Source organism: Paraburkholderia sp. BL25I1N1, from assembly GCF_003002025.1.
Lineage (GTDB): Bacteria > Pseudomonadota > Gammaproteobacteria > Burkholderiales > Burkholderiaceae > Paraburkholderia.
In genome coordinates this window covers 136,258-154,167 of sequence record NZ_PVZB01000021.1, presented here as the reverse complement: position 1 = coordinate 154,167, position 17,910 = coordinate 136,258, and the positions used below count along the sequence as shown (strand labels likewise).

The 17,910-nt window shown below is 62.8% G+C and carries 18 protein-coding genes; 7 read left to right on the top strand and 11 right to left on the bottom strand.

From position 1 onward, the window contains the following. Positions 1-304: 304 nt before the first annotated feature. The 6 genes from B0G73_RS28530 to ubiA all read left to right on the top strand — a co-directional run bounded on the left by B0G73_RS28530 (position 305) and on the right by ubiA (position 5,080). Positions 305-1,264 carry a LysR substrate-binding domain-containing protein gene (locus tag B0G73_RS28530; protein WP_106284513.1) on the top strand — a complete coding sequence of 320 codons (960 nt, stop codon included), beginning with the start codon at positions 305-307 and terminating at the stop codon, positions 1,262-1,264. Positions 1,265-1,321: 57 nt separating this feature from the next. Further along, entirely contained in the window at positions 1,322-1,582 is a 261-nt protein-coding gene (locus tag B0G73_RS28525) for a hypothetical protein (protein WP_106284512.1), read from the top strand. A 77-nt stretch (positions 1,583-1,659) separates the two neighbouring features. Beyond that, on the top strand, positions 1,660-3,114 hold the full coding sequence (locus B0G73_RS28520) for a catalase (protein ID WP_106284511.1): 1,455 nt from the start codon (positions 1,660-1,662) through the stop codon (positions 3,112-3,114). Between the two features lie 85 nt (positions 3,115-3,199). Continuing rightward, a complete protein-coding gene (locus B0G73_RS40690) occupies positions 3,200-3,358 on the top strand; it encodes a hypothetical protein (RefSeq protein WP_181196660.1) in 159 nt (52 codons plus the stop codon). 154 nt (positions 3,359-3,512) lie between these two features. Continuing rightward, complete coding sequence (locus B0G73_RS28515) at positions 3,513-4,010, top strand: Dps family protein (protein ID WP_106284510.1); 498 nt, start codon at positions 3,513-3,515, stop codon at positions 4,008-4,010. A 206-nt stretch (positions 4,011-4,216) separates the two neighbouring features. Further along, positions 4,217-5,080, top strand: coding sequence for a 4-hydroxybenzoate octaprenyltransferase (ubiA, locus tag B0G73_RS28510; RefSeq protein WP_106284509.1), 864 nt, complete (start codon positions 4,217-4,219; stop codon positions 5,078-5,080). An 87-nt stretch (positions 5,081-5,167) separates the two neighbouring features. Here the strand turns inward: ubiA and proC are convergent, their stop codons facing one another. From proC to B0G73_RS28480, 6 genes are all read right to left on the bottom strand, one after another. Next, positions 5,168-5,983: a pyrroline-5-carboxylate reductase gene (proC, locus tag B0G73_RS28505; RefSeq protein WP_106284508.1), complete on the bottom strand. Its 816-nt coding sequence runs from the start codon at positions 5,981-5,983 to the stop codon at positions 5,168-5,170. 63 nt (positions 5,984-6,046) lie between these two features. Then, positions 6,047-6,745, bottom strand: a complete 699-nt coding sequence (locus B0G73_RS28500) for a YggS family pyridoxal phosphate-dependent enzyme (protein ID WP_106284507.1) — start codon at positions 6,743-6,745, stop codon at positions 6,047-6,049. Between the two features lie 37 nt (positions 6,746-6,782). Further along, positions 6,783-8,009: a glycolate oxidase subunit GlcF gene (gene glcF, locus B0G73_RS28495; RefSeq protein ID WP_106284506.1), complete on the bottom strand. Its 1,227-nt coding sequence runs from the start codon at positions 8,007-8,009 to the stop codon at positions 6,783-6,785. Positions 8,010-8,017: 8 nt separating this feature from the next. Continuing rightward, positions 8,018-9,106, bottom strand: coding sequence for a glycolate oxidase subunit GlcE (gene glcE, locus B0G73_RS28490; RefSeq protein ID WP_106284505.1), 1,089 nt, complete (start codon positions 9,104-9,106; stop codon positions 8,018-8,020). A gap of 151 nt (positions 9,107-9,257) precedes the next feature. After that, the gene (locus tag B0G73_RS28485; RefSeq protein ID WP_106284504.1) at positions 9,258-10,751 is read right to left on the bottom strand and encodes an FAD-linked oxidase C-terminal domain-containing protein; all 1,494 of its coding nucleotides are present in this window, start codon (positions 10,749-10,751) and stop codon (positions 9,258-9,260) included. Between the two features lie 71 nt (positions 10,752-10,822). Continuing rightward, the gene (locus B0G73_RS28480) at positions 10,823-12,238 is read right to left on the bottom strand and encodes an FAD-linked oxidase C-terminal domain-containing protein (RefSeq protein ID WP_106284503.1); all 1,416 of its coding nucleotides are present in this window, start codon (positions 12,236-12,238) and stop codon (positions 10,823-10,825) included. A gap of 213 nt (positions 12,239-12,451) precedes the next feature. On the opposite strand from B0G73_RS28480, the gene B0G73_RS28475 reads away from it, so the two are divergent. Then, complete coding sequence (locus B0G73_RS28475; RefSeq protein ID WP_106284502.1) at positions 12,452-13,006, top strand: cob(I)yrinic acid a,c-diamide adenosyltransferase; 555 nt, start codon at positions 12,452-12,454, stop codon at positions 13,004-13,006. A gap of 75 nt (positions 13,007-13,081) precedes the next feature. On the opposite strand, the gene B0G73_RS28470 is transcribed toward B0G73_RS28475, so the two are convergent. The 5 genes from B0G73_RS28470 to B0G73_RS28440 form a co-directional block, all read right to left on the bottom strand. After that, positions 13,082-13,414, bottom strand: a complete 333-nt coding sequence (locus tag B0G73_RS28470) for a helix-turn-helix domain-containing protein (protein ID WP_091796681.1) — start codon at positions 13,412-13,414, stop codon at positions 13,082-13,084. A 2-nt stretch (positions 13,415-13,416) separates the two neighbouring features. After that, positions 13,417-13,755 carry a type II toxin-antitoxin system RelE/ParE family toxin gene (locus tag B0G73_RS28465; RefSeq protein WP_106284501.1) on the bottom strand — a complete coding sequence of 113 codons (339 nt, stop codon included), beginning with the start codon at positions 13,753-13,755 and terminating at the stop codon, positions 13,417-13,419. A gap of 191 nt (positions 13,756-13,946) precedes the next feature. Next, on the bottom strand, positions 13,947-15,020 hold the full coding sequence (gene aroG / locus B0G73_RS28460; protein WP_012431785.1) for a 3-deoxy-7-phosphoheptulonate synthase AroG: 1,074 nt from the start codon (positions 15,018-15,020) through the stop codon (positions 13,947-13,949). A gap of 378 nt (positions 15,021-15,398) precedes the next feature. Beyond that, a complete protein-coding gene (gene tldD, locus B0G73_RS28445; RefSeq protein ID WP_106284500.1) occupies positions 15,399-16,865 on the bottom strand; it encodes a metalloprotease TldD in 1,467 nt (488 codons plus the stop codon). A gap of 101 nt (positions 16,866-16,966) precedes the next feature. Further along, on the bottom strand, positions 16,967-17,818 hold the full coding sequence (locus B0G73_RS28440) for a carbon-nitrogen hydrolase family protein (protein ID WP_106284499.1): 852 nt from the start codon (positions 17,816-17,818) through the stop codon (positions 16,967-16,969). Between the last annotated feature and the right edge of the window lie 92 nt (positions 17,819-17,910).

Below are 17,910 nucleotides of genomic sequence, written 5' to 3'. Positions count from 1 at the left end.
ACGAATTCCAGACGCAGATTCATGGTGTCTCTCGGGTTCCAGGGCATAACCGGCTCCAGGCGATTCGCTCGCCCAGAGTGTTACCCATGTCTCCGGTCCATACACCGCGGCAAAGAAAGTAGGTGCCGCCCCGCACAGGGGCAACGCTAATAGACCACTAACATCGCAAGGAAAGGCCAACCAGCAAGAAAGCCCCACCAAACCCCCCCAGCGCCCCGCGCAAATAACCCCAAACAGTTGGCGAACCGACCCTATAGGTGTATAACTAGAACCTATCGAACTCACCGCACTGATTGGTCCCCTAATGACGCTCACCGAATTGAAATACATCGTCGCGGTCGCCCGCGAGCGGCACTTCGGCCGGGCCGCCGAAGCGTGTTTCGTTAGCCAGCCGACGCTGTCGGTGGCAATCAAAAAGCTCGAAGACGAACTCAACGTCCAGATCTTCGAGCGCGGCACCAGCGAAGTGAGCGTCACGCCGATCGGCGAACAGATCGTCACGCAAGCGCAACGCGTCCTCGAACAGACGCTGGCCATCAAGGAAATCGCGAAACAGGGCAAAGACCCGCTGGTCGGGCCACTGCGTCTTGGCGTCATCTACACGATCGGGCCGTACCTGCTGCCCACGCTTGTCAAGCAGATGATCAAGCGCGTCCCGCAAATGCCCTTGATGCTGCAGGAAAATTACACGCTCAAACTGATCGAACTGCTCAAGCAAGGCGAAATCGATGTCGCCATCATGGCGCTGCCGTTTCCGGAAACCGGCTTGATGCTGCGCCCGCTATACGACGAGCCTTTCGTGGTTGCCTTGCCGTCCGGGCATGCCTGGGAAAACCGCCCGAAAATCGATGCCGACGATCTCAAGCAGGAAACCATGCTGCTGCTCGGCAGCGGTCACTGCTTCCGCGACCATGTGCTGGGCGTCTGCCCGGAACTGATGCGCTTTTCGCAAAACGCGGACGGCATCCAGAAAACCTTTGAAGGGTCCTCGCTGGAAACCATCCGCCACATGGTGGCGAGCGGTGTCGGCATTACCGTGCTGCCGCGCATGTCGGTGCATGAAGTCAAGCCGCACGCCGGCGGCATCGATTCGGGGCTGCTGAGCTATGTCGCTTTCGACGAGCCCGTGCCGGATCGCCGCGTCGTGCTGGCCTGGCGCAAGAGCTTCACCCGCATGCCCGCCATTGAGGCCATTTGCGACGCTATCAACTCGTGTGATCTGGCGGGCGTCAAGAAGCTCGATTTGCCGGTCGCAGTCAACTAGACAGATGCTCCACGAAGGCCGCCTCGCTGCGTAAGCCCAGCGGCCGGCTTGGCGCCCATGCAAGGCGTCGACAGCCGCCAGGCCTATCGAATAGATAAAATTAATCAAACACGTTATTTCGATAGTATTGTTATAGTTTCCTCCACGGATCGCCCGATCCCAAAGACCCCGGAGGAAATCATGACGCAATCCAAGCCGCGACAAGTCCAAGTCCTCGTCCCTCCGACGGCCGTTGCGCCGCGCCGCTTTGCCGCCTCAATGCTCAGCGCGCGCACTGTCATGTTTTCCCTGCTGGTCGATCGGGCCTTGTCCGCCTAGCGCATGAGCCTCTGGCCTCAGCGTGCCGCGTCGCGCCCCCCAATCTGTTTTCGATAAAAGCCAACCAGGAGTCACGCATGTCCGAACGTAAGCTCACCAGTGCCGCCGGCGCACCCGTCGCCGACAACCAGAATTCGATGACCGCAGGCGCGCGCGGCCCGGTTGTTCTGCAAGATGTCTGGCTGCTCGAAAAACTCGCCCACTTCGATCGTGAAGTGATCCCGGAACGCCGCGTTCACGCCAAAGGTTCAGGTGCGTTCGGCACGTTGAAGGTCACCCACGACATCTCGCGCTATACGAAGGCCAAGGTGTTCGCGCAAGTCGGCAAGGAAACGCCGCTCTTCATGCGCTTTTCGACGGTCGCGGGCGAGCGGGGCGCTGCCGACGCCGAACGCGACGTGCGCGGTTTCTCGATCAAGTTCTACACGGAAGAAGGCAACTGGGACGTGGTCGGCAATAACACGCCGGTATTCTTTATCCGCGATCCGCTGAAGTTTCCGGACTTCATTCACACGCAAAAGCGCGACCCGTACACCAACATGCGCAGCAATGTCGCCGCATGGGATTTCTGGTCGCGTCATCCGGAATCGCTGCATCAAGTGACGATTCTGATGAGCGACCGCGGCATTCCGCAGAATTATCGTCAGATGCACGGCTTCGGCTCGCACACGTATTCGTTCATCAACGCCGCCAACGAGCGTTTCTGGGTGAAGTTCCATTTCAAATCGATGCAAGGCATTGAGAACTTCACCGATGCCGAAGCGGCACAAGTCGTCGCGCAAGACCGCGAAAGCGCGCAACGCGATCTGGTCGGCAACATCGACGCGGGCAATTTCCCGAAGTGGCGCTTCGCCATTCAGGTGATGCCGGAAGCAGAGGCCGTCACGTATCGCTTCAACCCGTTCGACATCACGAAAGTCTGGTCGCAGAAGGACTATCCGTTGATCGACGTCGGCACGATCGAGTTGAATCGCAACGCACAGAACTACTTTGCCGACGTGGAGCAGGCGGCGTTCACGCCCGCCAATGTGGTGCCGGGTATCGGCTTCTCGCCGGACCGTCTGTTGCAGGGCCGTCTGTTCTCATACGGCGATACGCAGCGCTATCGACTCGGCATCAATCACCATCAGATTCCGGTGAATGCAGCGCGCGTCCCGAGCCCGCATTCGTTCCATCGCGACGGCGCGATGCGCACCGACGGCAACCTCGGCGGCAACGTGAATTACGAGCCGAGCCGCTTCGGCGACTTCGCGCAGGACGCCAACGCAGCCGAACCGCCGCTCGCGGCGGGCACGGTGGATCGCTACGAGCATCGGCTGGACGACGACTACTACACGCAGCCGGGTATGTTGTTTGCGCTCTTCGATACGGCTCAGCGCGAGCGTCTGTTCGGCAACATCGCACGCCATATCAACGGCGTGCCGCAGGAAATCGTCGCGCGTCAGCTCGAGCATTTCCGTCGTGCCGATCCCGCTTACGCGCAAGGCGTGATCGCCGCGATGGCCGACCTCGCGGAACGCAGCGGGCAATAAGCAGCAATCGCGCAGTTGAAGTCATGCAGTAGAGCGGGCGCATTTGCGTTCCGCTAGTACCGATACGAACCGAAGGAGCACGATCATGATGCAGATGATGACGAGCATGTCAGGCGGCACGTCAGCCGCACACAGCGCGCAACGGCATGCATGGGTCGCGCGCAGGGCGGTAGGCTTTGCGATCTTCGCGAGCGGAGTGGCCGTGATCGTCGCGCAGGCTCTGCAATACGCGCTCGGCGGTTGATCGAAGCCGCCGCCGTGGACGCGGCAAGTGGCCACGCGTCATACGAACGCAGCAGTTTTCCAGGCTAAACTGTCGAGCGTTCGAGCTGTCGAGTTTGCTATCCGCAGACCGTCACTTTGCCGACCGGTTCGTATCACTCTTCAAAGGAGTCATCATGGCCAAAAAAGAAGCCACAGCAGCCGTACAGCACGTCAATATCGGGATCAGCGACAAAGATCGCAAGAAGATTGCAGAAGGTCTGTCGCGCCTGCTCGCCGACACCTACACGCTGTATTTGAAGACCCATAACTTCCACTGGAACGTGACGGGTCCGATGTTCAACACGCTGCACCTCATGTTCGAAACGCAATACAACGAACTGGCATTGGCGGTCGATTCGATCGCTGAACGGATTCGTGCGCTGGGTGTGCATGCGCCGGGCAGCTACAAGGAATTCGCCAAGCTGTCGTCGATTCCGGAAGCGGACGGCGTGCCGGCCGCCGAAGAAATGATTCGTCAACTGGTGGAAGGTCAGGAAGCTGTCGTGCGTACGGCGCGCGCAATTTTCCCGTCGACGGAAGCCGCCAACGACGAACCGACGGCCGACCTGCTGACGCAACGCATGCAAACGCACGAAAAGACCGCGTGGATGCTGCGCTCCATGCTGGCTTGAGTATCTGCACGCACGGCGCCTCGTTTCGGCGCCGGCGTTGAAGTTGAAGTTAAAGTTGAATGCGACTCCAACAAAGCCTCCCTGCGCGGGAGGCTTTGTTTTTTTCAGCGCCATCGGCTCTGTCCGCCTTGCCAGCCCGAAAGCGGCCCGCCGTCCGCATCCCGTAAAATAGCCGCACCGTCTTCGCACTTTCACAGAATCCGCCCATGTTCGCCCGACTTCCCCTGTATCTGCGCCTCGTGCGCATGGACAAGCCGATCGGCAGTCTGCTGCTGCTGTGGCCGACGCTCAACGCGCTGTGGATTGCTTCCGACGGTCATCCTACGTGGCCGCTGCTGGTGATTTTCACGGTGGGCACGGTGCTGATGCGCTCGGCGGGTTGCGCGATCAACGACTACGCGGATCGCGACTTCGATCGCTACGTGAAGCGCACGGAGAATCGGCCGATCACGTCGGGCAAGATCAAGGCATGGGAAGCGGTGGCGCTGGCGGCTGCACTGTCGTTGCTGGCGTTTCTGTTGATACTGCCGCTCAATACGCTGACCAAAGAGTTGTCCGTGGCGGCGCTTTTCGTCGCCGGTTCGTATCCGTTCACCAAGCGGTTTTTTGCGATTCCGCAGGCGTATTTAGGGATCGCGTTCGGCTTCGGCATTCCGATGGCGTTCGCCGCGATTCAGGGCCACGTGCCGCTGCTCGCGTGGGTGATGCTGCTGGCCAATGTGTTCTGGTCGGTGGCGTACGACACCGAATACGCGATGGTCGACCGCGACGACGACATCAAGATCGGCATCCGCACGTCGGCGCTGACGTTCGGCCGCTTCGACGTGGCCGCGATCATGCTCTGCTACGCGGCGACGCTGGGGATTTACGTCTGGATCGGCGTGCTGCTCGGCTTCGGCGTGCTGTACTGGCTGGGATGGGCGGCGGCCGCCGGCTGCGCGATCTATCACTACACGCTGATTCGCAATCGCGAACGGATGGCGTGCTTTGCCGCGTTCCGGCATAACAACTGGTTGGGCGGCGCGCTGTTTGTCGGCATCGCCGCGCATTACGCGGCGGGCTCGTTTTAAGTTTTTTCGCGTGGCGTCGAGGCCGGTTCCGCCCTGCTATTCAGCAGGCGCCACCTGTGGTTCGAATCGTGGCACCGCCGAACACCCTCACTGCTTGCCGAACTCGTCGCCCATTTCCTTCGCGCGGGCATCCGCGGCAAGCGCACCGCGCACGATCGCATCCTTAACGCCGCTCGCCTCGAACGACGCCAGCGCCGCCGCCGTCGTCCCGCCTTTGGACGTCACGCGTTCGCGCAACACACTCGGCGGCTCGTCGGAATTCGCCGCCAGTTGCGCCGCGCCGGTGAAGGTCGCCACCGCCAGCGCGCGGCCTTGCGCTTCATCCATGCCGAGTTGGCGCGCGGCTTCCTGCAACGCCTCGATGAAATAAAACACGTAGGCCGGCCCGCTGCCCGAGATCGCGGTGACGGCGTCGATCTTCGCTTCGTCGTCGAACCAGACGGTTTCGCCGACCGCGCCCAGCACTTGCGACGCGAGCGCGCGGCCCGCTTCGTCGACGCTGCCGGTCGCGACCAGCCCCGTCACGCCCATGCCGATTAGCGCCGGCGTATTCGGCATGACACGCACGATACGGTGGTGCCCATTCAGCCAGCGCGACATGTCGTCCATGCGAATGCCGGCGACGATGCTCACGGCCAGTTGCGACGCATGCAGATGCGGCGCCACCGCCTCGGCGACGCTCTTCAGGATCTGCGGTTTCACCGCCAGCACGACGGCGTCGTACGCGGCGAGCGTGGCATCCGCGGCGGCGCCGGTCTTGATGCCGAATTGCTGCTCATTGCGCTTGCGCGCGTCTTCGTTGGGGTCGATTGCGTAGAGGTCAGCGGGCGCGACGCCACGCTTGATGAGGCCGCCGATCAACGCGGCGGCCATGTTGCCACCGCCGATAAAAGCAATTTTCATGATGTTCCGAATGAAGTGCCGAGTGCCGTGAAGAGCCCAAGGAGCCTGAAAGGCTCGATAAGGTCAGTTAGAGTAATCTCGCGCGCCGAAGATGGCGGTGCCGACGCGCACGATCGTCGCGCCTTCCAGCACGGCAGCCTCCAGATCGCTCGACATGCCCATGGACAGCGTGTCGAGTTCGAGACCGTCGTTGCACAGACGCTCGAACAGTTCGCGTAAATGCCGATGCGGCACACGCTGTTCGTCGATGCCGCCGGCCGGTTCGGGAATCGCCATCAGGCCGCGCAAATTCAGCTTCGGCAGCGCGGCGATCGCCTGCGCGACTTCCACCGCTTCGGGAATGCTCACACCGCTCTTCGACGCCTCGCCGCTGATGTTGACCTGCAGGCAGACGTTGAGCGGCGGCAGATTGTCCGGCCGCTGCTCCGAGAGCCGCTGCGCGATCTTCAACCGATCCACCGAATGCACCCAATCGAACTGCTCGGCGACCGGCCGCGTCTTGTTCGATTGCAATGGGCCGATGAAATGCCACTCGAGCGTGGCGCGCAGATCGGCGAGCGTCTCGATCTTGGTAAGCGCTTCCTGCACGTAGTTTTCACCGAAGGCGCGCTGGCCCGCCGCGTAGGCGGCGCGCACGTCTTCGGCGGGGAAGGTCTTGGAGACCGCGAGCAGATGGACCGAGCGCGTATCGCGTCCGGCCACGTGGGCGGCCATGGCGATGCGCTGCTGCACCGCCTCGAGGTTGTGAATCAGATCGGGCATGTCGGAACTGGAAGTCCAGCGAAAGTCGATTACCCGATTATACGGACAGCATGTGCTCGACCAGTTCGATCCAATGCGCGACCGGCGTCGACGTGCCGCTTTGCAGATGCGCAATGCAGCCGACGTTCGCCGACACGATCACCTGCGGCTCCTGCGCCTGCAGCCGATCAAGCTTCTGATCGCGCAGCGCGTACGAGAGCTTCGGTTGCGTCAGCGAGTAGGTGCCGGCCGAGCCGCAGCACAGGTGACTGTCGGCGGGCAGACGCACCTCGACGCCCAGTGCGGTCAGCAAATGCTCGACCTTGCCGCGAATCTGCTGGCCATGCTGCAACGTGCAGGGCGGATGAAACGCCACCGTATGAACCGAGCGGCGGCGCGTGACCGAGACCAAAGCTTCTTCGAACTCCGGCAGGATCTCCGCCACGTCGCGCGTCAATTCCACCACGCGGCGGGCCTTTTCCGCATAGGCCGGATCGTGCCGCAACAGGTGCGCGTATTCCTTGACCGTCGCGCCGCAGCCGGACGCGTTCATCACGATCGCTTCCACGCCCTGTTCGACGTAGGGCCACCATGCGTCGATGTTGGCGCGCAGGTCGTCGAGCGCCTCGTCGTTGTAGCCCAGATGCAGACGGATCGCGCCGCAGCAGCCGGCATCCGGCGCGATCAGCGTTTCCACGCCGAGCGCGTCGAATACGCGCGCGGTGGCGATGTTCACGTTCGGCATCATCGACGGTTGCACGCAACCGGCCAGCATCAGCATCTTGCGCGGATGTTTTGCCGTCGGCCATTCGAGCGGACGCTGCCGCGCGGGCACCTTGTCGCGCAGCTTCTTGGGCAGCAACGGGCGAAAATGCTGGCCGATCCGCATGGTCGGTGTGAACAGCGCGCTGTTCGGCACGAAGCTCGCGAGCATCCGGCGCACCAGCCGTTGACCGAGCGGGCGCGTGACTTTCTCTTCAGTGAGCTTGCGGCCGATTTCCACCAGCCGGCCATATTGCACGCCGGATGGGCAGGTCGATTCGCAATTGCGGCAGGTCAGGCAGCGGTCGAGATGGACTTGCGTGCTGCGCGTGACCGGCGCGCCTTCGACCATCTGCTTGATCAGATAGATGCGTCCGCGTGGGCCGTCGAGTTCGTCGCCGAGTATCTGATAGGTCGGGCAGGTGGCCGTGCAGAAACCGCAATGCACGCAATTGCGCAGGATGCCGTCGGCTTCGTCGCCATCGGGCGTGTTGCGAATGAAGTCCGCGAGGTTGGTTTGCATCGCGTCGCTCAGAAGTCGGGGTAGAGACGGCCGCGATTGAAGATGCGGGCCGGGTCGAAAGCGGTTTTCAGGCCGCGATGGATTTTCATCAGCGGCGCGGGAAGCGGGGTGAACACGCCGGCGCCGCGATCGTAGCCATGGCCGGTGCGGAAGATCGTGGCGTGGCCGCCGGCCTGTTTGGCGCTGATGCGCACGGTTTGCGCGTCGGTGTCGGTGATCCACCAGCGCTGGCCGCCGCCCCATTCCATGAGTTGCGCGCCGGGCAGTTGCAACGGCTCCGTAATTGAAGGCAGGGCAAGACGCCACAGCGCGGACCGCGGCGGGATGGCGGCGAAGAACGAGTCGGTCTGTTCGCGCAGGCCGGCCCAGAAGCGTTCGGCTTCGACGGCATCGACCACCTCGCCGCCGAGCGCCATTTTCGCCGACTTGACCGCGGCCTCGGCGCCGGCAAGGCGCAAGACCAGCGTGCCATGACGCCATGCGCTCGCGGTAATCGGCAGCGGGCGGCCGCCCCATTCGTTGAGCTTACGGACTGCGTCGGTGCCGTTCATGTCGAATTTGAGCGTGGCTTCGGCCTGCGGCAGCGGCAGTACCTTGATCGACAGTTCGAGGATCAATCCCAGCGTGCCGAGCGAGCCGGCCATCAGGCGCGAGACGTCATAGCCGGCGACGTTCTTCACCACCTGGCCGCCGAAATGCAGCTTCTGGCCCTGGCCGTTCATGATCACCGCGCCGAGCACGAAGTCGCGCGCCGCGCCAGCCGACGGCCGGCGCGGACCGGCGATGCCCGCCGCGATGCAGCCGCCGAAGGTGGCCTGCGCCCCGAAGTGCGGCGGTTCGAAGGCGAGCATCTGATGATGTTCGGCGAGCGCGGCCTCGATCTCCAGCAGGGGCGTGCCCGCGCGCGCGGTGATGACCAGCTCCGCCGGATCGTACGCAATGATGCCGCGATAAGCGCGCGTGTCGAGGATGTCACCTTCCAGCGTCTGACCGTACCAGTCTTTGGTGCCGCCGCCACGGATGCGCAACGCGCGCCCCTCGGCGCTGGCCGAACGCACACGCTCCGACCACACGGCGACGATGTCGTCCTCTTCCATGGTGTCCTGCTTCGTTGTGTTTCGTTTGATTGTACCGGGCAGGGGCTGGCTGGCAACCAGGAGCGGACCCGCATCGGGTAATCAGGGTGAGAGCAGGAAAAACGGCGCCCACGCGGCTTATGCGCGATGCGTGGGCGGAACCTGTACTGCGTTAGAACCGCGGCAGCTCCGGATGCGGCAGCAAGCCGCCACGCACATGCATCTTGCCGTACTCGGCGCAACGCGCTCGCGTGGGAATACCTTTGTCGGGGTTGAGCAGGCCGGGTGCGTCGAAGGCTCGCTTGACCGCGTGGAAGGTATCCCGCTCTTCCGGCGAAAACTGCACGCACATCGAATTGATCTTCTCGATGCCCACACCGTGCTCGCCGGTCACCGTGCCGCCCAGTTCGACGCACGCTTCGAGGATGTCGGAACCGAACGCTTCCGCCCGGTGCCACTCGTCCAGGTCGTTGCCGTTGAACAGGATCAGCGGATGCATGTTGCCGTCTCCCGCGTGGAAGACGTTGATGCAGCGCAGGTTGTAGGTCTTCTCCATCGCCTCGATGCGCGCCAGCAGCGGCCCGATACTGCGGCGCGGCACGGTGCCGTCCATGCAGTAATAGTCGGGTGAAATGCGGCCGGCGGCCGGGAATGCGTTCTTGCGCCCCGACCAGAAGCGCAGCCGTTCGTTCTCCGAGCGGGAAATCTGGATGCGGGTGGCGCCCTGCTCACGCAGCACAGCGGTCATGCGCACGATTTCATCCGCGACTTCTTCGGGCGTGCCGTCCGATTCGCACAGCAGGATCGCCGCCGCGTCGAGGTCGTAGCCCGCGTGGACAAATTCCTCGACGGCGCGCGTGGCCGGCTTGTCCATCATCTCCAGACCGGCAGGGATGATGCCCGCCGCAATGATGCCGGCGACCGCGTCGCCGCCTTTCACGACGTCGTCGAAACTGGCCATGATGACCTGCGCTGTTTGCGGCTTCGGGATCAGCTTGACCGTGACTTCGGTGACGATCGCAAACATGCCTTCGCTGCCGATCAGCACGGCTAGCAGATCAAGACCGGGCGCGTCGGGCGCGAGCGAGCCGAACTCGACGATCTCGCCTTCCATGGTGACGGCGCGCACGCGCAGCACGTTATGCACCGTGAGACCGTATTTGAGGCAGTGAACGCCGCCGGAATTCTCCGAGACATTGCCGCCGATCGTGCAGGCGATCTGCGACGACGGGTCCGGCGCGTAATACAGACCGTAAGGTGCGGCGGCTTCCGAGATAGACAGGTTGCGCACGCCCGGTTGCACCGTGGCGGTCCGCGCGTAGGAATCGACTTCGACGATCTTGCGAAAGCGCGCGAGCGATACCACCACGCCGTGACGGATCGGCATGGCGCCGCCGGACAGCCCCGTGCCCGCGCCGCGCGGCACGATCGGCACGTCGAGACGGTGGCAGATCTGCACGATGCGCTGCACCTGCGATTCCGTCTCCGGCAACGCGACCGCAAGCGGCAGACGCCGGTAAGCAGCGAGGCCGTCGCATTCATAGGCGACGGTGTCTTCTTCGCGAAACAGCAGACAATGGGTCGGCAGTACAGCCATCAACGCCTGCACGACTTCGCGCTGGCGCTGGGCGAGTACTTCGGCCGTCAGTTCAGCGGGTGCGTTCATGTGACTTGTCTCCTCGTGCCCTTCAAGTCCCACGCGGCTGGCTTTCTAGCGTCGCCGCGCCTAAATACGCGTCATGCTGCCCAGGTGAAGATCTTGCCCGGGTTCATCAGATTGCGCGGATCGAGTGCGTGTTTGATGGAGCGCATGGTATCGACCGCGACTTCACCGTGCTCTTCGAGCAGGAAGCCCATCTTGTGCAGGCCGACGCCATGCTCGCCCGTGCAGGTGCCGTCCATGCGCAGCGCGCGCTGCACGATACGATGGTTCAGACGTTCGGCTTCGACGAGTTCTTCCGGCTTGTTGGGATCGATCAGGATCGCGACGTGGAAGTTGCCGTCGCCCACATGGCCGACGATCGGGCAGGGCAGCGGCGACGCTTTCAGATCCTGTTCCGTTTCCTCCACGCATTCCGCGAGGCGCGAGATCGGCACGCAGACGTCGGTGGTGACCGCGCGGCAGCCAGGCTTCAGTTGCAGCATGGCGAAATAGGCGTTGTGGCGCGCGTTCCACAGACGGCTGCGATCTTCCGGACGGGTCGCCCATTCGAAGCCTTCGCCGGCATTCTGCGCGGCGATTTCCTGGACCAGTTCCGCTTGCTCTTTCACGCCGGCCTCGGTGCCATGGAATTCGAAGAACAGCGTGGGCGCTTCACGCAGCGTCAGATTCGAATGACGATTGATCGAACGGATGGCGAGTGAATCGACGAACTCGACGCGCGCAACCGGTACACCCATCTGGATCGTTTCAATCACCGCGCGCACCGCGGCGCCCATGGACGGGAACGCGCACACCGCCGCCGACACCGCTTCGGGTTGCGGATACAGGCGCACGGTGATTTCCGTGATCACGCCGAGCGTGCCTTCCGAGCCGACGAACATGCGCGTGAGGTCGTAACCCGCGGACGATTTGCGAGCGCGTGTACCGGTTTTGATCACGCGGCCGTCGGCCAGCACCACGGTCAGCCCAAGCACGTTCTCGCGCATTGTGCCGTAACGCACGGCGTTGGTGCCCGACGCACGCGTGGCCGACATGCCGCCGATGCTCGCGTCCGCGCCCGGGTCGATCGGGAAGAACAGGCCGGTGTCGCGCAATGCTTCGTTCAACTGCTTGCGCGAGATGCCGGGCTCGACGGTGACGGTCAGGTCTTCGGCGTTGATCGACAACACCCGGTTCATTTCCGACAGATCGATCGAGACGCCGCCTTGCACGGCGAGCAGATGCCCTTCGAGCGACGAACCGTTGCCGTAAGGGATGATCGGCACGTTGTACTGGCCGCACAGTTTGACGACCGTTTGCACGTCTTCGGTTGTACGCGCGAAGACGACGGCGTCTGGCAGTTGCGGGTCGAACGGCGATTCGTCGCGGCCATGATGGGTGCGCACGGCTTCGGATACGGACACGCGATCGGCAAAGACGGCTTTGAGCGCGTTCAGCAACTCGGCGGGAAACGGTCGGCGCAGCGGGGCCGGCGGCACGGGATGATTCACGCATGTCTCCTAATATTTGGGGCGGTGCTGGTTTGCAGCATGTGTTTCATTTTACGCCGATCGCCCGCGGGCCGGCGTTGCAGCCGGCCCGCGCTTCTATAATGGCGGCGACTTCATGATGCGCGCAATATGGATAAACGCGGTGCTTCGATAGGCTGCTTCGGGCCATGGCGGATTGCGTGGCGCATCGTCACTGAATGCATGGGAGAAAGCATGGGCAACCGTTTGAGCAAGATCGCGACCCGCACGGGCGACGACGGCACCACCGGTCTCGGCGACGGCAGCCGTGTGCGCAAAGACAGCGCGCGGATTGCCGCGATCGGCGACGTGGACGAACTCAACTCGAACCTCGGCGTGCTGCTGTGTGAAAGCTTGCCGGACAACGTGCGGGCAGCGCTCCTAGCGATCCAGCATGACCTGTTCGACCTTGGCGGCGAACTGTGCATTCCTGGCCACACGATGATCACCGACCGGCAACTCGCCCAACTCGACGACTGGCTTGCCGACTACAACGCGGCTCTGCCGCCGCTGAAGGAGTTCATTCTGCCCGGCGGCTCGCGCGCGGCCTCGCTCGCGCATGTGTGCCGCACCGTATGCCGCCGGGCCGAACGGGCGATTGTCGCGCTGGGTGAGCACGAGACCATCAACGCCGCGCCGCGTCAGTATGTAAACCGGCTTTCCGATCTGCTGTTCGTGCTCGCGCGCGTGCTCAATCGTGCGGACGGCGGCACCGACGTGCTCTGGCAACACGAGCGCAACGCCGGCTAAAGACCTGCCGGTGCCAATACACGTATGACCGCGCGATGACGCATGCAGCGTCACGCGCGTGACGAGCCCGACACGTTAGCCGACCGCCAGCGTGACCGGCTTGCCGATCCGGCTCATCATTTCCACCAGCGTGTCGATGGTGAACTTGGTCGTCTTCTTGTTGACCACATCGGACACGCGCGGGCGCGACACCATCAGAATCTCAGCCGCCTCGGCCTGCTTCAGATGATGCTGCTCAATCCACGTGGACAGTTCCGTCATGAGCTGCTCCTTGAGCAGCCGCGTGTCGTTGATCTGCTTTTGCGACGCGGCGTGCAGGCGCTTTGCCTCTTCAGCGGAAAAGCCGAGTTCGAGGAACAGATTGGCGCCCGGCCTGGTGACGTGACGAATTTTGGTGTCGATCGTCATTGTTAAGTTTTCCTATCGTTAATGATGGCGCGATACCGCATTTCGGCGATCTTCCTGTCGTGCGGACCCAGCTTTTGCGTTTTCTTCTGGAAGCAATGCAGCACATACAGCGCTTCCACAAACTTGGTCACGTACATGACGCGAAAAATACCGTCTGCTTCCCTGAGGCGAATCTCGCGCGTTCCGGGGCCGATCGAGTCAAACGGTTTCCAGTCGTCTGGGTCGAGGCCTGCCTGAATCTTGCCGAGTTGGAACCCGGCTTGACGGCGCATCTCTTCGGGAAAGGCGAGTAAATCGTGATAGCTGGAGCCTAGCCAGCGAACTTCTTTTTCCTGCTCCATAGCCACCTTTCATGTACAAAATCTTATACGTAACATTCACCCCGGTCAAGTCGTATTCGACCCGGCCATGAGTTGTTACGGTACAGAGGCGGTTAAAGGAGCACCATTCGTCCGTTCGGCTAACAAAAAACCCGGCTCATCCACCGAGCCGGGTTTTCCGGTGTATCCACTGCTGCAATCAACGCGGGCTTTTAGTTGCCGCTGCCGCGTGCCACACGGCGTTGCTTGACCGCGTCGGCGAGGCCTTCGAGTACGGCAACGCTTTCGTCCCAGCCGATGCACGCGTCCGTGATGCTCTGGCCGTATGTCAGCGCGCAGCCTTCCTGCAGATCCTGGCGGCCCGCCACCAGATGCGATTCCACCATCACGCCGACAATCCGTTCGTCGCCCGAAGCAATCTGGCGGCCGATATCCGCGCACACCGGAATCTGGTTCTCGTGCTTCTTCGAGCTGTTCGCGTGGCTCGCGTCGATCATCAAACGCGCGGCAAGGCCTGCCTTGCCGATGTCCGCGCACGCGGCGTTGACGCTGTCGGCGTCGTAGTTCGGCGTCTTGCCGCCACGCAGAATGATGTGGCAATCCTCATTGCCCGCGGTCGAGACGATCGCCGAGTGGCCGCCCTTGGTGACCGACAGGAAATGGTGCGGCTGCGAAGCGGCCTTGATTGCGTCGACGGCGATCTTCACATTGCCGTCCGTGCCGTTCTTGAAGCCGACCGGGCACGACAGGCCCGAAGCCAGTTCGCGATGCACTTGCGATTCGGTGGTGCGCGCGCCGATCGCACCCCACGAGATCAGATCGGCAATGTACTGCGGGCTGATCATGTCGAGGTATTCGGTGCCGGCCGGCAGGCCGAGTTCGTTGATGCGCAGCAGCAGCTCGCGCGCGGTGCGCAGGCCGTCGTTGATCTTGAAGCTGTTGTCCATGTGCGGGTCATTGATGAGACCCTTCCAGCCCACGGTCGTGCGCGGCTTTTCGAAGTACACGCGCATCACGATTTCCAGCTCGCCGGCGAAGCGCTTGCGCTGCTCGATCAGACGCCCCGCGTATTCCATCGCCGCTTTCGTGTCGTGGATCGAGCATGGCCCGATGATCACGATCAGCCGGTCTTCCATGCCATGAAGAATGCGATGCATCGCGGTCCGCGAGTTGTAGATCACGTCGGACACCGTTTCGTCGCAAGCGAATTCACGGATCAGGTGAGCCGGCGGCGTGAGTTCTTTCAATTCGCGGATGCGGACATCGTCGGTGTTGTGCGGGGGCATCTTGTTCTCCAATCGGTTCGTAGCGTGTTCGCGCGGGCAATCAGGTTTGCGATGAAGCAGCAATGCCAGAGCGGACGACCATCAAAATTAAAGTTTCAAAGGCATGAGGCGAAAAAAAACCGCCAGGCTGGCTGGCGGTTTTTCGGGAATTCTCGGTGTCCTGCGTGCACTAACACCCCTCTCGATCCGCCAGCGGTCTGAGATGCCAAAAAAAGTAAAAATAAAACTTGGCGGACATGACGAATGAGGTCGCAGGTCAAAAAGGGTGAGTGACTTTATAACCCGGGCAGGCGGCGCTTGCAAGCTGCGGGGTGCAAAAATGCGGAAAATCCGCATACTTCGCGCGATGTATGCACGAAGTATGCGTTTGCTGCGAATTCAGGCGGTGCCGCCCACGGTCATCTTCTCAATGCGCAGCGTAGGTTGACCGACGCCCACCGGCACGCTTTGGCCTTCCTTGCCGCACACGCCGACGCCCGAATCGAGCTTCATGTCGTTGCCGATCATGGTCACGTATTTCAGCGACTCCGGGCCGCTGCCGATCAGCGTCGCGCCCTTCACCGGGTACGTGACTTTGCCGTTTTCGATCATGTACGCCTCGGAGGCCGAGAACACGAACTTGCCGTTGGTGATGTCGACCTGGCCGCCGCCGAAGTTCACCGCATACAGACCGTTCTTCACGGAGGCGAGGATTTCCTGCGGGTCCTTGTCGCCGTTCAGCATGTACGTGTTGGTCATGCGCGGCATCGGCAACGCCGCGTAGGACTCACGGCGAGCATTGCCCGTGACCGGCATCTTCATCAGACGCGCGTTCAGCGTGTCCTGGATGTAGCCCTTCAGAATGCCGTCTTCGATCAGCGTGGTGCACTGGGTCGGATTGCCTTCGTCGTCGATATTGAGCGAGCCGCGGCGATTCGGCAGCGTGCCGTCATCCACCACCGTGACGCCCTTGGCGGCGACCTGTTCGCCGATGCGCCCCGCGAATGCCGACGAACCCTTGCGGTTGAAGTCGCCTTCCAGACCGTGACCGATCGCTTCGTGCAGCAGCACGCCGGGCCAGCCCGGTCCAAGCACGACGGTCATCGCGCCGGCCGGCGCCGGCCGAGCGTCGAGGTTGACCAGCGCCGCATGGACTGCGTCGTCCACATAGCCCGACAGTATGTCGTCGGTGAAATAGCCGTAGTCGAAGCGGCCACCGCCGCCGCCGCTGCCGATTTCGCGGCGGCCGTTCTGCTCGGCGATCACGGTGACCGACACGCGCACCAGCGGACGAATATCGGCCGCGAAGCCGCCGTCGCTGCGCGCGACCAGCACCACGTCGTATTCGCCGGCGAGGCCGGCCATGACTTGCTGGATGCGCGGATCGCGGCCGCGCGCCATCTTTTCGATGCGCTCGAGCAGTTTGACCTTTGCGGTTGCGTCGAGCGAATGCAGCGGATCGGCCGGCAGGTACAGATCGCGTCCCGCAATGCCGGTCAGCGACGACGCCACCTTGATCTTCTGCTTGCCGCCGCCAGCCTTGCCGATCGCGCGCGTGGCGATGGCCGCCTGGCGGATCGCTTCGGGCGACAGGTCGTCCGAATAGGCGAAAGCCGTGCGGTCGCCCGACACGGCGCGCACGCCGACGCCCTGGTCGATGCTGAAGCTGCCGGATTTCACAATGCCTTCTTCGAGACTCCACGCTTCGCTGCGCGTGTACTGGAAGTACAGGTCCGCGTAATCGATCTTGTGCGTGAAGATTTCGGCGAGCGTGCGGGTGAGCAGGGCTTCGTCGAGACCGTAGGGCGTCAGGAGGATGTCCTTGGCGGTGGCGAGATTACGGATACCGGGTTCGATGATGTTCATGCGAAGTATGTTCTGCTCGATACGAAGGATTCGGTTAGCGCCTCTGTCACACACTATATGAGTCGGAGGCGCCGCAGTTTCAATGTCACGCGAAGGTTGGATCAACTGAGCACGCGATGACGCCAGGCTGGCAAACTCTGTCGCACTTCGTCGATCCGCGCACGCTCGAGATTGCCGGCGACCACGCCTGCGCCCTCGTCGCGTACCGCGACGATTTCGCCCCAAGGGTCGATCAGCATGCTATGGCCCCACGTGCGGCGGCCATTTTCATGTTTGCCGCCTTGCGCCGCGGCCAGCACGTAACACTGGTTTTCGACCGCGCGGGCGCGCAGCAGCATCTCCCAATGCGCGCGGCCGGTGGTGTAAGTGAACGCCGACGGCACCACGATCAGCGCGCAGTCACCCATGCGCCGGTACAGCTCCGGAAAGCGCAGATCGTAGCAGACCGACAGACCGACGCGGCCGAACGGCGCCTCGAAGGTGCGGACCTCGCCGCCGGGGCAGATGGTGCGCGCCTCGTCAAACGATTCCTCGCCCTTTTCGAAGTTGAACAGATGGATCTTGTCGTAACGCGCGGCCTCGTTGCCCTGCGGGTCGAACACCAGCGTGGTGTTCAGCACGCGCGAGGCCTCGGGCGACATCAACGGCAGCGTGCCGCCGATCACCCAGACCTGGTGGCGGCGCGCGGCGTCGGCGAGAAAGCGCTGGATGGGACCGTCCTGATAGGGCTCGCGCACGGCCAGCTTGTCCGTGTCCTTGAAGCCCATGAAGCAGAAGTATTCAGGCAGCAGGACGAGTTGCGCACCGTCGGCGGCGGCTTCGGCGATGAGGCGCCCGGCTTCGGCCAGATTGCGCTCGCGATCCGGTGTGCTCACCATTTGCAGCGCGGCGACACGGAAAGCGCTTTCCAGAGAACCGCTGGAGACGGTTGAAGAGACGTGTGTTTCGCTCATGAGCGTTTCGAAAAACTCCCGGCAAGACGGCGGCGCGAACCGCTGACGCCGCTTACGTCGTTCAAGGCTGGCTAGGGCCGCCGGCGCGCCAC